The organism is Pseudarthrobacter sp. L1SW (assembly GCF_020809045.1).
Lineage (GTDB): Bacteria > Actinomycetota > Actinomycetes > Actinomycetales > Micrococcaceae > Arthrobacter.
Genome location: NZ_CP078079.1, coordinates 3,318,587 through 3,332,181, shown reverse-complemented (window position 1 = coordinate 3,332,181; position 13,595 = coordinate 3,318,587). Strand labels below are relative to the sequence as shown.

Genomic DNA, 13,595 nt, shown 5'->3' with positions numbered 1-13,595 from the left:
GCGCACGCAGACTGTGACGCGCGCAATCTGGGAACGTTCACAGAGTATCGGCCACACTGCAGGGCTGTCAACGGTGTTGGAAAGATGCCGGTGGCATCAGCTCCGCTACAGTACAGATATGTCCCTGACCCGCACCCGTGCCCGCCGCGCCACCATCAACGATGTGGCGGACGCGGCCGGGCTCTCCCGCGGAACCGTTTCCAGGGTGGTCAACGGCGAGAAGTACGTCTCCGACGAGGCCAGGCAGGCCGTGGAGGAGGCGATTGCCCGCGTAGGCTACGTCCGCAACAGCGCCGCCCGGAACCTGGTCAAGCAGGAGTCGCGGGCGATAGGCCTGATCATCCACGAGCCCCATTCCCTGCTCTTCGAGGACCCGAATATCGGCTCGATCCTGCTCGGGGCCAACGAAGTTCTTTCCAAAGCGGACTATCAGCTGGTTTCGCTCATTATCGATTCAGACCGGGACAGCCGCAGGGTGGCGGATTACCTGCGCGGCGGCCTCGTTGACGGCGCGGTCATCATCTCGGCCCGCGCCTCGGACCCCATCGCGGCAGCCGTCGCCGACATCGGGCTGCCCGCCGCCTTTGTGGGGCATCCTGACGGAAACCCGGACCTGCCGTACGCGGCCATCGACAATGTGGCGGCAGCGCGCAGCATCACACACAGGCTGTTGGAAACCGGGCGGCAGAGGGTGGGCATGATTGCCAGCGCCTTGGACCGGGATTCGGGCCGGGACCGCCTTGCCGGCTTCCGGGCGGCAATGGGCGGGCGTTTCGACCGGCGGATGCTTGTGGAATACCCGCTGTACACCTACGCCGCGGGACTGGAGGGGATGCAGGAGCTGCTGCGCCGCGATCCGGCCATCGACGGAGTATTTGCTGCATCGGATGCGGTGGCTGCCGGTGCGATGACGGCGCTTCAGGAAGCGGGCCGCCGCGTGCCTGAAGACGTGGGCATTGTGGGCTTCGACGACAGCAGCTGGGCGCTGCGGTGCAGGCCGCAGCTCTCCACCGTGCGACAGCCGGCGGACCTTCTGGGAAGCGCGGCCGCCGAACTTGTCCTGGCACAGCTGAGCGGACAGCCTAGCCCGCCGCGGGTGCTGGAAACTGTGATCATGTGGCGCGAATCCGCCTGAGCCAGGGCTAGGCGGGAGCCACCCGAAGCTTTGTGTGCTCGCCGATCAGCCGCTGCGCGTCGGGGCCCAACCCCGGATCGCTGATGACCTCGTCCACCTCGTCCAGCGAGGCGATGGAACTGATGCCCAGCAACCCCCACTTGGTATGGTCCGCCAGCACCACGGTTTTGCGTGCCGCCGCCACGAAAGCCCGGTCGGTCTCGGCCTCCAGCAGGTTGGGGGTGGTAAAGCCGGCGTCGGCGTCCATCCCGTGCACGCCCAGGAACAGTACGTCCAGGTGCAGCTGCTTCAGCGCAGCGGTGGCAATGGGGCCCACCAGGGCGTCCGACGGCGTGCGCTCGCCGCCTATCAGGATCACGGTGGAGCTGTACCGGGCGGAGCCTGCCGTGGCCGCATGATGGAACAGGTCCGCAATGCGTACCGAGTTGGTGACAACCGTGATCTGTGGTCCGTTGACCAGTTCGTTGGCCAGGGCCCAGGTGGTGGTTCCCGCGCTGAGCCCCACCGCCATGCCTTCCTGGACCAGCGTTGCCGCCTCCACGGCAATGGCACGCTTCTCCGCGGTCAGCTGCGTGGACTTGAGGTCGAATCCGGGCTCGTGGGTGCTGGTGTCGCCGGGAATTTTGGCGCCGCCGTGGATCCGCTCCAGCCGGCCGCCCTCCTCCAGGACCTCAATGTCGCGGCGGACCGTCATCAGGGACACACCCAGCTGCTGGGCAAGGTCCGACACCCGGACAACCCGCTCCCGCTGGAGAGCGTCCAAAATAGCCTGGTGGCGGGCGACGGCGAGCATCGTAGGAGATCCTTCACTAGGCGGTGGGGCTGGTCCCAGCATACGACGACGGCGACGCCAGGCTGTGAAGCCAGGCGCCGCCGTCGTGCGTTGATGCTCTACCTATTTCCTGAGGGACGCCGCGATCTGCTGCATGATGGTGGGGTCCGAGAGGGTGGTGGCGTCGCCCGGGTCGCGGCCTTCGGCGACGTCCTTGAGCAGGCGGCGCATGATCTTCCCCGAGCGCGTCTTGGGCAGTTCCGGGACCACCAGGATGGCCTTCGGCTTGGCGATGGGCCCGATTTCCTTGCCCACGTGGTTCCGGAGTTCCTGGACAATGGCGTCGCCGGAGTCAACGGCGTCGCCGCGGAGGATGACGAACGCGACGACGGCCTGGCCGGTGGTCTCGTCCGCAGCGCCCACGACGGCGGCCTCAGCCACGGCGGGGTGGGACACCAGTGCGGACTCGATCTCCGTGGTGGAGAGCCGGTGCCCGGAGACGTTCATGACGTCGTCCACGCGGCCCAGGAGCCAGATGTCGCCGTCCTCGTCCTTCTTGGCGCCGTCCCCGGCGAAGTACATCGTCTCGAAGCGGGACCAGTAGGTGTCCTTGAACCGTTCCGGGTCGCCCCAGATGCCGCGGAGCATGGCCGGCCAGGGTTCGCGGATGACCAGGAAGCCGCCGTGGCCGTTGGGTACGGATTCGCCCAGTTCATCGACGACGTCCACTGCGATCCCGGGCAGCGGCACCTGCGCGGAGCCCGGTTTGGTGGCAGTAACGCCGGGGAGGGGAGCAATCATCTGCGCGCCGGTTTCGGTCTGCCACCAGGTGTCAACAATGGGGGCCTTGTCCCCACCGATGACCTTCCGGTACCACATCCAGGCTTCGGGGTTGATGGGTTCCCCAACGGAGCCGAGGACGCGCAGGGAGGAGAGATCGTACTTGTCCGGGATCTCCCGGCCCCACTTCATGAACGTGCGGATCGCAGTGGGGGCGGTGTAGAGAATGGAGACCTTGTACTTCTCGACGATCTCCCACCAGCGACCCTGGTGCGGAGAATCAGGGGTGCCCTCGTACATGACCTGGGTGGCACCGTTGATGAGTGGTGCGTAGGCGACGTAGGAGTGGCCTGTGACCCAGCCGACGTCGGCCGTGCACCAGTACACGTCCGTCTCCGGGTGCAGGTCGAAGACTGCCTTGTGCGTGTAGGCCGTCTGGGTGAGGTACCCGCCGGTGGTGTGGAGGATGCCCTTAGGCTTCCCGGTGGTGCCGGAGGTGTACAGGATGAACAGCGGGTGCTCGGAGTCATGCCCGACGGCGGTGTGCTGGTTGGAGGCGGCCCCCACCGTGTCCGCCCACCAGTGGTCCCGGCCCTCGTGCCAGTCCACGTCCTGGCCGTTGCGCTTGACCACCACCACGTTCTGGACGGTGTGGCCGTCCTTTGCGAGGGCCTCATCCACCGCAGGCTTCAACGCGCTGGGCTTGCCGCGGCGGTAGGTGCCGTCCGCGGTGACCACGAGCTTGGCCTCGGCGTCGTCGATGCGGGAGCGGAGGGCGTCCGCGGAGAAGCCGCCGAAGACCACGGAGTGCACGGCGCCGATGCGCGCGCAGGCCAGCAGGGTGATGACGGCTTCGGGGATCATGGGCAGGTAGACGGCCACCCGGTCGCCCTTGCCCACGCCGAGGGACTCGAAGGCGTTGGCTGCCTTTTTCACCTCTTCGGTGAGCTGCGCGTAGGTGTAGGTGCTGGTGTCTCCGGGTTCGCCCTCGAAGTAGATGGCCACCCGGTCGCCCAGTCCGTTCTCAACGTGCCGGTCCAGCGCGTTGTAGGCGGCGTTGACCTCCCCGCCCACAAACCACTTGGCGAACGGCGGGTTGGACCAGTCCAGCGCCTGGTCAAAGTCCTTGCTCCAGGTCAGCAGCTCGCGCGCCTTCTTCGCCCAAAAGGCGGGACGGTCGGCGCCGGCCTCGTCATACTCCGCGGCGGTCGCGACGGCGTTCGCGGCAAACTCCGGCGTAGGCGGAAAGGCGCGGGTCTCATGCAGCAGGTTTTCGAAGGCGTCGCCCTGCTCTTCGCTCCCGTGGGGCACCTGCTGCCCTGCAGCTGCGGCAGGGGTGGCAACGGCGCTTGAAGTGTCCTGGGACATGTGAACCTCATCATTCATCGATCTTTGCTGGGCGGGATGTCCGCCGGCCGTCCGGGCTCCGCCGCCTGCACGACGTCGGGCACCGGCTGGTCGCGGACATTCCGCAAAGAGCTGTTCCGGAACCAAGCCTAATGCTTGCCCTGCCGCTGATGTGTGCGGTGTCACACGTGAGCCCGTGAACGGCATTTATTAAGCGGTGAATGGTTTGCGGGGCGCCCCCTCCGGCCCACCGCGGGTGGCGGCCAGCTAGTGATCAGCTGGGCTCTTGACTAGGCTGAGATGGAATTGTGACTTCACTTTGGGCCGCTGTTGCCGGGCACCGCAAGGGCCTGGCAACGCCGGAACCGCTGTTAAGACGGCACGATTTCGGGACCATACAGGCCCCGGTGCCGCCACGCTAAGGAGAGCAGAATGAACCAGCAAGGCTTCGGCCAGAAGACCGGCCCCGACACGGCAGGTTCCGGCCACGGCGCCGGAACCGCCGGTGGGCCAGGGTCCCAGGCCACCGCGGGCGCGGCCTCCACGGCAGGCAAGGCTCCAAACGCCAATGAGGCAGTGCTGGGTCCGTTCACCATCCGGGACCTGGCTGTGTTTTCCGGCACCCTCATCCTTTTCGTCGCCTCCCTGCTGCCGATCTTTGGCGCACGGTACAACCTGTGGAACCTCAACAACCTTTTCTTCCTGGGGCTGGGCATCGTCCTGCCCCTGATCGTGAGCGCACTCTTTGCCGCCCGCAGGCTGGCCCCGGCCACGAAGCTCCGGATCGGTTCCCTGTCCATTGACCAGTTCGCGTCAGTGGTTGCCTCCTTTGCCGTGGCGTTCTTCTTTATCTCTGTGGCCGGGGCCTACGTGCCGAGCCTCCTGGTGGGCCTGATCGGCTCGCTGGTCCTGTTCGCCGTCACGGTGCTGGGACGCTTCCTGCCGTATGTTTCCGGCGACTTCCAGGGTCGGGCCGAAGTGCCGGCGCACGTGGTTGCCCGTGACGCGGTTGTTCCCGTCCAGAAGCCCCGCGCACCCAAGAAGCCGAAGGACGAGTCCGCAGCCGGGCCGAAAGAGTCGAAACTGGGCGCGAAGGTGTTCTCGGGCGGCGGGCTCTTCAGCGGTGCTGGTGCAGGTTCGTCAGCTGTCCGGCCGGGTACAACCGGCAAAGCCGGTTCACCGGAACAGCACGGATCTCCCGAAACTCACGGGTCACCCGCGCAGCCAGCGTCAGCACGCCCGTCGGGTGCCGCCGCGCAGCCCACTGCAGTCCATGCCCCCGCCACGGCGGCCGTCCCTACCGCAGCTTCGCCCGTTTCCACTGCCCCCGAGGTCTCCGAGTGGACTCCCTCAGGCGACCCGGGCCCGGCAACCCAGCCCGCCGACGTCGTGCGTCCTTCTTCCGCCCCTGCCGCCGAGGAAACCCAGCGGGGCGAAATTCCGGCTGCCGGCGGCGGAAGCTCCGCTGCGCCTGCTCCGGTTCACGACGCCACCGCAGTGCACCCGCAGGTCCGGATCGAGCAGCCCATCGGGGCCACGGTCGATCCGGCCAGCCGTCCCGATGAATCGGAAGAACAGCCCATCCACGAGGCCTTCTGGTTTGCCGTCGCACAGCACCGTACTGCCTATGACCCCCAAACCGGCGCTCCGGCGTTCGTGATTGAACCGGGCGGCTGGGTGCTGGCCCTCGAGGACCGCGGCCACGAGTTCCTGGTGCAGCACACGGACGGGCGCCTTGGCGTCCTGCGGGACCTCAGCAACATCGAGCGCGGCTGACGCCCATGGCCGGGCCCGGAACGGCGAAGGCCGGCAGCGTCAACGCAACCGCACGCCAGGCCGCCGGGATGCCAGTGGTCTCTTCCGAGTCGGTGCTGGCGCTGAAGCGGCGGGCACGGCGGATTAACAGGGCGTTGGCCGAGAAGTACCCGTACGCCCACGCGGAGCTTGATTTCCGCAACCCGTTCGAACTGCTCGTGGCCACTGTCCTTTCCGCCCAGACCACGGACGTCACCGTCAACCAGGTCACGCGGGTGCTGTTCGGGCGCTACCCGGATGCGCGTGCCATGGCGGAGGCGGATCCTGCGGACCTTGAGGCGATCCTGAAGCCCACGGGGTTCTTCCGGGCCAAGTCCAGGAACGTCATTGCGCTCTGCACCCGCCTGGTGGACGAATACAACGGGGTGGTGCCGGGGCGGCTGGAGGACCTGGTCACCCTGCCTGGCGTGGGCCGAAAAACGGCAAACGTGGTGCTGGGGAACGGCTTCGGCATCCCCGGAATCTCGGTGGACACCCACTTCGCACGGCTTGCCAACCGCTTCGGCTGGACGCAGTCCGACGACCCCGTGCAGATCGAACACGATGTGGCCGAGCTGTTCGACCGGAAGGACTGGACCATGCTGTCCCACCGGGTGATCTTCCACGGTCGGCGGGTGTGCCACGCCCGGAAGCCGGCGTGCGGGGCCTGCCCTGTGGCCACGTGGTGCCCCAGCTACGGGCTGGGCGAGACGGATCCCGCGAAGGCGGCGAAGCTGCTGAAGTACGAGCTCGCTCCCGGCAGTGAGGCATTGCTGGAGCAGCTGTTGGCCGAGACCCACCGCGCCGCCGAAATCCGGATGGAATCCCAGAAGCGGGCACCGTGAGCGCACGCGAGGACCTGCTCAAACTGGTGCAGAGGGCGGAATCCGGTGCCGATGCTGCGCCGGATCCCCTCTGGGCCGCCCTGACAGTGGACAAGTCACGGGCGCGGAGGGCGGCGGTCCTGATGCTCTTCGGGGCACTTGACGACGTCCCCGCCGCGTCCCGCAAGCCGCTGGCGCCGGCCGATCTGGACGTCCTCCTGCTGGAACGCGCCCATACCCTGGGGTCCCATCCCGGGCAGGTGGCGTTCCCCGGCGGCTCCATTGACGCCAGGGAAACGCCGGTCCAGGCGGCATTGCGCGAAGCCGAAGAGGAAACGGGGCTTGATGCGGACGGTGTGGAAGTCCTGGGATCGCTCCAGGAACTGGGCCTTGCCCACAGCAACTTCCTGGTGACCCCGGTCCTGGCCTGGTGGCGTTCGCCGTCGCCCGTCAGGGTGGTCGATTACGCAGAGTCAGCGCAGGTGTTCAGGATCCCCGTCCGGGACCTGCTGGATCCGGACAACCGCGTGATGGCAACAGTCCACCGCGCCGGGCGCAGCTTCGACAGCCCGGCTTTCACCGTGAACGGGGTGGTGGTCTGGGGGTTTACCGGGATCGTCCTGAACGGGCTTTTTGAACAGCTCGGCTGGGCTGTTCCGTGGGACCGGAGCAGGCTCCATCCCATGGGTGCCTAGCTGCAGGCCTGCTGCTGGCGGAGGTCCACCACGATGGCGGTGGCGGCGTTCTCCCGGACCGCCTTGACGCCCTCAAGCAGTGTGCTGATGGACTTGAAGTTCGGTGAGACGGCTACGGTGTTGCCCTCCGCGTCAGTCAGCCGCAGCCGGTACGACTCGTCACCTACTCGATGTATCTCAAACCTGCCCGCCATGTGCCGGGACCTCCCCTGTATGCGTCGTTGCATCAGCTTGTGACCGATCTGCTTCAGTCGCCGTTATGAACAGTAACGCCGGTCGCGGGGGCCGGTCGAGCTACCGCCGGGTAGGTTACTTTGAAGGTCAGGATGCGGCGCGGAACGCCCCAACCGCTGGGCAGGGGCGGCTATTTCGCATGGTCGTAGGAATCAACCACTGCAACGCTGACCGGGAACTCAACGGGGATGCGGCCGAACAGCAGCTCCTTCGCGGCGCGGGCTGCGTCCTCGATGGCCTCCATGCACGCGTCCACCGCCTCCACAGGGGCGTGGACCATCACCTCGTCATGCAGGAAGAAGACAAGCTCAGCGTTAAGGCGACGGTCCTTCCGGAGGGTGCGCAGCCGGCGTCGTAATTCCGCCAGCCAGCACGCCGCCCAGTCCGCGGCGGAGCCCTGGACAACAAAGTTGCGGGTGAAGCGTCCCCGGGAGCGGGCGATCGACTCGGCCTGGCGCTGCTCCTCGGCGGTGGCCGAGCGCTGGCTCTGGAACCACCGCTCGGACGGCGGGGGGCTGCTCCGGCCCAGCCTTGTGGTCACCGTCCCGCCGGACTCGCCCGCACGCGCGGCCTGCTCCACAAAGTCCACGGCCCGCGGATACGTCTTCGCCAGCTGCGGCATCAGGCGGCCGGCCTCGCCGGAGGTTGCGCCGTACATCGCGCCCAGCAGTGCCATCTTCGCCTTTGCCCGGTCCCCGCCGAATCCCTTGGCGGCGATGCCCGCGTAGAGGTCCTGGTCGCGGGCAGCCTCGGCCATGGAGGAGTCCCGGGCCAGGGCCGCCAGGACGCGCGGTTCCAGCTGTGAGGCATCCGCGACGATCAGCTTGTAGCCCGGATCGGCATGGACAGCGCCGCGGATCTGGCGCGGAATCTGGAGCGCACCGCCGCCGCGGGAGGCCCAGCGGCCGGACACTACGCCGCCCACCACGTATTCGGGCCGGAACCTGCCACCGGCTACCCAGGCGTCGAGCCAGGACCAGCCGTTGGCCGTGTGCAGGCGCGACAACTGCTTGTACGCCAGCAGCGGCTCGATGGCGGGATGGCTGGATTCCCGCAGCTCCCATTTGCGGGTGCTCTTAACCTCGATCCCATTGCGGTGCAGTGCCCGCATCAGGTCCTGAGGGGAATCGGGGTTGAGGGTGGGCGAGTTCAGGAGTCCGCGCAGCTCCTGGTTCAGCGCCTCAAGTTTCGCCGGGCGTTGGCCCACGGCCGGGCGTGGGCCAAGGTGCCCGGCGAGGATCTGCTCGTGCAGGTCTTCCCGCCACGGCACACCGGCATGCTGCATTTCGGCGGCGATCATGGCACCGGCGGATTCTGCCGCGAGGAGGAGCTGGAGCCGGTTCCTCAGGTTCTCCGCCTGGCTGACCGAGGCCAGTGCCGTCTGCTGGGCAGCGTATTCGGCTCGCAGCTCTTCGGGGGTACGGCCGGCGACGGGGCCGGTGACGGGATCCTCGAACAGGGCGCCCTGGTCTGCCGGGGGAGGCGGGGGCTGCAGCGCTTTGGGAGGCAGGAGCGGGTCCTCAACAACCACCCTGTCCGCGTTCCGGGCATAGTCCGTGTGGGCGGTGAAGCGGGAAAAGGCCAGGATGTTGGCGCACAGGCTGAGGTCATGGCACCTCTCCAGCTCGACGCCGGCCGCCAGCAGGGCAGGGTACCAATCCTGGGTGCGGTGCCAGATCCAGCGGGGCGGCTGCCCGTTCGGCCTCCTGTGTTCCAGGTCATGCACGACGGCGGCAAGGTCGCCTGTGCTGATAAGCCTTGGCTCCGGGGTGGACGGCAGGGGGTCTCCCGCCTGGGAGAGTTCCTGCAGGGCGGCGCCATGGGGGTGGGCGGCGAGCAGCAGGTACATGGTCCCCATTCTGCCTTGTTTTCGGGGACGCAGGCTTTGGAGCCAGCGCTTTGGGCGGGTGGCGCGGCCTGCTTTTCCACATAGGGCGCCGCAGCCCTTACCGGCCATCTTTCGGCGGTGGAGAGTGGGTCCATGAGCAGGCATCAGCTGATTCCGTCCCACCCTGAACCTTCCCCTCCCGCTGCCTTCAGCCTTGCGGGAGGGGATGGTCCGCCCACACGCCCAGCGCTGCCGGTGAACGCCGCGGGAGAAGCCCGGGATGCCTGGCTGCCGGACAGCGGCGATGAGGTGTTGCTGGTGACCTCGTCCGCTGTCCTCCGTTCGGAGGTGGAGCGGATCGTTGCAGCGGCGGGAGCACAGCTGCGCACTGCTGCCGACGCCGCCGAGGCAGGCAGGTACTGGGACGGGGCGGCAGCAGTCCTGGTGGGAAGCGACGTCCGCGAACTGCCTCCCCGGCGCCGTGGACCCGCAGTCCTGGTGGGCCTTGATGGTGAAGGGGACAGTCTGTGGCACCTTGCCGCGGTCCTTGGAGCCGAACGCGTGGCTGTGCTGCCGGACGCTGCAGCCTGGCTTGCTGACCATCTCAGCAGGTCCCGTTCGCCCGGCCCGGGCGGCCTCATCCTCGGCGTGACCGGCGGCTGCGGCGGCGCCGGTGCCACGACCGCAGCCATCTGGATTGCCCAGGCCGCGGCCGGGCTGGGGGCCCGGGTGCTCCTGGTGGACGGTGACCCCTGGGGCGGCGGGCTGGAGCTCGCCCTCGCCGCCGAAGAAGACCCCGGCCTGCGCTGGCCCGACCTTTCCGAAGCCAGGGGCAGCATCGATCCCGTCCAACTCGCGGACTCCCTGCCTGTTGCAGGAGGGTTCTCGTTCCTGTCCTGGCCCGCCAGCCGTGAGCAGCCGGTGCCCGTCGCCGCAGCCACCACCGCCGGAGTCCTTGATGCCGCCCGCCGCGGCTATGAGCTGGTAGTGGTGGACATCGGCCGGGGAGCGGAGCCGATCAACACGTTCGCCTGGGACTGCGACCGCATCACCATGGTGGTTCCGGCGCAGCTGAAGGCTGCTGTCGCAGCGGTGCGGCTGCTCCAGGAATTTCCGCCGGTGGAGGCTTCCCTCCTTGTCCGTGGCAAGCACGGGGCGGCACTGGATGCTGCCCTCATTGCCGAAGCCATCGGCCTTCCCGTCCAGGGGCGCGTGCCTGAGCTGCGGGGTGTCCCGGCCGCCATGGAGTCGGGCCGCCTCCTTGAGCTGGGCAAACGGCGGAGCGTCAGGCACTTCGCCGCCTCCGTGCTGGATCTGCTGGGAGACGACCTGCCCGCCGGGGACCTCGAGTGAGGCAGCAGCCTGGTTCTGGTTCTGGTTCTGGTTCCGGTTCCGGTCCCGGATCGGGGTCCGGATCGGGTTATGGATCGGGCGAGTGGCGGCGGCGCGACCGCCGTGGGGGGATCCGTGAGGCAGGCATCCGGCCGGGAGCCATCCCTGCGGCAGACACCCGTGAGGGAGTGGACGTGGGCCTACTCGAATCGGTGCGCGAGTCCATGATGGCTGACGCGGCAGCCGTGACACCTTCCCGGGTGGCGGCTGCGGTGCAGGCCACCGGCAAACTGCTGGGCACCGCGGGATCCCTCGCCGCCGTGGAACGGATCAGCGCCGAGCTGAACGGGCTGGGCCCTCTCCAAAGCCTCACCCGCGACCCCGCAGTGACGGACATCTTCGTGAACGCCCCGGACTCTGTCTGGGTTGACAGGGGTCGCGGGATAGAGCGCGTGCCGCTGGCCTTCGACCATGAAGCCCAGCTGCGGGCCTTGGCCTGCCGGCTGGTGGCCGCCGGCGGCAGGAGACTGGATGACGGCTCGCCCTGCGTTGATGTGCGGCTGGCCGGCGGTTACCGGGTCCACGCCGTGCTGCCGCCGGTCTCTACGGCGGGAACGCTGCTGAGCATCAGGATCCGGCGGGAACGGGTGTTCACCATGGATGAGCTCCGGGCGGGCGGGATGTTCAGTTCCGGACTGCAGCATGTCCTGGAACGGGTGGTGGAGCGCAGGTTGAGCTTCCTGATCAGCGGTGCCACCGGGTCCGGCAAGACCACCCTGCTTTCCACCCTGCTGGGGCTGTGCTCTCCCTCAGAGCGGTTGGTCCTGATCGAGGACGCGTCCGAACTGAACCCTGTCCACCCGCACGTCGTTTCGCTGGAATCCCGCCACGGAAACCTGGAGGGTGGCGGCGAAGTGGACCTGGGGGATCTTGTCCGGCAGGCCTTGCGGATGCGTCCGGACCGGCTGGTGGTTGGTGAATGCCGGGGCGCCGAAGTGCGGGAGCTGCTGACGGCCATGAACACCGGCCACACCGGAGGGGGCGGGACCATCCACGCCAATACCGCCACCGCTGTTCCGGCCAGGCTCACAGCCCTCGGCGCGCTGGCGGGACTGAGCCCCGACGGCGTACGGCTCCAGGCGGCAAGCGCGCTGGACGTGGTGATCCACGTTGAACGGACGCCCCGGTGCCGGGAAGTAGCGTGCGTGGGTGTGGTGGGAGGCGGGCCGGACGGCCTGACGGTTCTGCCTGCCCTGGAAAGTGGTGAAGGCCCGGCAGGCAAAGGCCCGGCGTGGCCGGTCCTGGCGGAACGCCTGGGACTGGGCCGGGGAGAGGTCGAATGATCCTCCTTCTTGTTATGGTCTTGGTGCTTGCCGCGGTGCTGCTGGTCAAGCCGCCGCGTGGCGCTGCTGCCAGGCTGCGCCGTGCAGGGAATACCGGCCGTGCACGGAGCGGCGGCCGTGCAGGGAATACCGGCGGTGCAGGAAGCCCCGGTCCGGCACCGGCACGGACTGCCGTCCGGGCAGGCTTCTTTCTACCGCCCGGGCGCAGCGCGGGGAAGGGAAACAAGCAGTCCGCAGCACCCATGACCGTCGTGGTGCAGCAGCTGGCTGCCCTGCTGAAAGGCGGGCGGACGCCGGCCCGGCTCTGGGAGGAGATCTGGTTGGTGTACGGCTCCTCCGGTTCCCACGCGGCCGGCCTCTCAGCGGGCTCCAGTGCCATGCTCGGCTCGGCACGCGCTGCGGCCTCCGGCGGTACTCCGGTCTCGGACGCCATCCGCCGGTCGCTGCCCTCCGCCTTTCCCCGCCGGGACCGGGAATCCCGCATTTGGTCGGAACTTGCGGCCTGCTTTGACATTGCGGAAGCAAGCGGCTGCCCGCTTGCGGACGTGCTCGCCCGGTTCGCCGCGCAGCTCGACGTGGAGGACGACGCCGACGCCGCCCGGCAGACCGCCCTGGCAGGACCCAAAGCCACGGTCAGCCTCCTTACCTGGCTGCCGTTGCTGGGGTTGGGCCTGGGAATGGCGTTGGGCGTGGATCCGCTGGCCATGCTGCTGGGAACGCCATGGGGACTCGCAGCGTTCGCCGCCGGAATTGCCCTGACAGTCGCCGGAAGGCTGTGGTCCGCCAGGCTGGTGGCCGCGGCAGCAGGGGCGGGACTGGCATGACCTGGCCTGCCCCTTCGGCACTCGCCCTCTTCCTTATGCTGGCCGCGGCGGCCGCCCTGGTGTGTGCCGGGAGGGGCAGCCCGGGAAAGAGGCTCCGTTCGGTGTCCGGCAACCCCTCGATGAGGGACGCGCCGGCCGGCTCCGGAGGACCGCTGCCGCGCGGGGCGCCGGAGGGCCTGAGGGATACCGCCATGATGCTGGAACTCGTGGCCGCCATGCTGGATGCTGGATCGGGCATCGGCCGTGCACTGGACCTGGTGTCAGCCTCCGCTTCCGCCAGGTACGGCGATGCGCTCAGGCCGGTGGTGGCGGCCCTGGCGATCGGGGCCGACTGGGAAACCGCCTGGCGCAGCAGCGCCGTCCGCCTGCCGGAGGTCCTGGAACTGCGGGATGCGCTGGGGTTCGCGGCCCTGACCGGTGCGCCGTCGTCGGCGATCCTTTACGCCCAAGCTGCCCGGCTCCGCCGCGAGCGGTTCCGGGCGGCAGAAAAACGCGCCGCGTCGCTCGGCGTGAAGCTGGTGGTTCCGCTGGGCCTGTGTTCCCTGCCGGCCTTCATCTGCCTGGGCGTAGTCCCGGTGCTGCTTGCGCTGGTGCCTTCGGGCTAAGGCAGCTTTTGCCTTTTCTTGGCTCTTCTCCTCCACAGCGGGGATCCACACCACCGAACCACCGGCTTTTCCACTTAGGAGT

12 protein-coding genes are annotated in these 13,595 nt (G+C 68.4%); 8 read left to right on the top strand and 4 right to left on the bottom strand.

The window, feature by feature from the left end:
- Window positions 1-118: 118 nt before the first annotated feature.
- Complete coding sequence (locus KTR40_RS15475) at window positions 119-1,135, top strand: LacI family DNA-binding transcriptional regulator (RefSeq protein WP_139030338.1); 1,017 nt, start codon at window positions 119-121, stop codon at window positions 1,133-1,135.
- 7 nt (window positions 1,136-1,142) lie between these two features.
- Here KTR40_RS15475 and KTR40_RS15470 read toward each other — a convergent pair whose 3' ends face one another.
- Window positions 1,143-1,928 carry a DeoR/GlpR family DNA-binding transcription regulator gene (locus KTR40_RS15470; protein WP_139030337.1) on the bottom strand — a complete coding sequence of 262 codons (786 nt, stop codon included), beginning with the start codon at window positions 1,926-1,928 and terminating at the stop codon, window positions 1,143-1,145.
- Window positions 1,929-2,030: 102 nt separating this feature from the next.
- Window positions 2,031-4,055 (bottom strand): acetate--CoA ligase, encoded by a 2,025-nt coding sequence (gene acs / locus KTR40_RS15465; RefSeq protein WP_228404303.1) that lies wholly within the window; start codon window positions 4,053-4,055, stop codon window positions 2,031-2,033.
- Window positions 4,056-4,466: 411 nt separating this feature from the next.
- Here acs and KTR40_RS15460 point away from each other — a divergent pair, with 411 nt between their 5' ends.
- The 3 genes from KTR40_RS15460 to KTR40_RS15450 all read left to right on the top strand — a co-directional run bounded on the left by KTR40_RS15460 (window position 4,467) and on the right by KTR40_RS15450 (window position 7,347).
- Window positions 4,467-5,810: a hypothetical protein gene (locus KTR40_RS15460; protein ID WP_228404302.1), complete on the top strand. Its 1,344-nt coding sequence runs from the start codon at window positions 4,467-4,469 to the stop codon at window positions 5,808-5,810.
- Between the two features lie 68 nt (window positions 5,811-5,878).
- Complete coding sequence (gene nth, locus KTR40_RS15455; protein ID WP_228406167.1) at window positions 5,879-6,673, top strand: endonuclease III; 795 nt, start codon at window positions 5,879-5,881, stop codon at window positions 6,671-6,673.
- Window positions 6,670-7,347 (top strand): CoA pyrophosphatase, encoded by a 678-nt coding sequence (locus KTR40_RS15450; protein ID WP_228404301.1) that lies wholly within the window; start codon window positions 6,670-6,672, stop codon window positions 7,345-7,347. Before nth ends, KTR40_RS15450 begins: the two co-directional genes overlap by 4 nt.
- Here the strand turns inward: KTR40_RS15450 and KTR40_RS15445 are convergent.
- Together KTR40_RS15445 and KTR40_RS15440 are read right to left on the bottom strand one after the other, a co-directional pair.
- Window positions 7,344-7,541 (bottom strand): DUF1508 domain-containing protein, encoded by a 198-nt coding sequence (locus KTR40_RS15445; RefSeq protein WP_139030333.1) that lies wholly within the window; start codon window positions 7,539-7,541, stop codon window positions 7,344-7,346. The genes KTR40_RS15450 and KTR40_RS15445 overlap by 4 nt on opposite strands.
- A gap of 170 nt (window positions 7,542-7,711) precedes the next feature.
- Entirely contained in the window at window positions 7,712-9,430 is a 1,719-nt protein-coding gene (locus KTR40_RS15440) for a bifunctional 3'-5' exonuclease/DNA polymerase (protein WP_228404300.1), read from the bottom strand.
- A 267-nt stretch (window positions 9,431-9,697) separates the two neighbouring features.
- Between KTR40_RS15440 and ssd the strand changes: the two genes are divergently transcribed.
- The 4 genes from ssd (at window position 9,698) to KTR40_RS15420 (ending at window position 13,513) form a co-directional block, all read left to right on the top strand.
- The gene (gene ssd, locus KTR40_RS15435) at window positions 9,698-10,762 is read left to right on the top strand and encodes a septum site-determining protein Ssd (protein ID WP_228406165.1); all 1,065 of its coding nucleotides are present in this window, start codon (window positions 9,698-9,700) and stop codon (window positions 10,760-10,762) included.
- A gap of 125 nt (window positions 10,763-10,887) precedes the next feature.
- Window positions 10,888-12,084: a TadA family conjugal transfer-associated ATPase gene (locus tag KTR40_RS15430; RefSeq protein ID WP_228406163.1), complete on the top strand. Its 1,197-nt coding sequence runs from the start codon at window positions 10,888-10,890 to the stop codon at window positions 12,082-12,084.
- Window positions 12,081-12,908 (top strand): hypothetical protein, encoded by an 828-nt coding sequence (locus KTR40_RS15425; RefSeq protein ID WP_228404299.1) that lies wholly within the window; start codon window positions 12,081-12,083, stop codon window positions 12,906-12,908. Before KTR40_RS15430 ends, KTR40_RS15425 begins: the two co-directional genes overlap by 4 nt.
- On the top strand, window positions 12,905-13,513 hold the full coding sequence (locus KTR40_RS15420) for a type II secretion system F family protein (RefSeq protein WP_139030330.1): 609 nt from the start codon (window positions 12,905-12,907) through the stop codon (window positions 13,511-13,513). Before KTR40_RS15425 ends, KTR40_RS15420 begins: the two co-directional genes overlap by 4 nt.
- The last annotated feature ends 82 nt before the right edge of the window (window positions 13,514-13,595 follow it).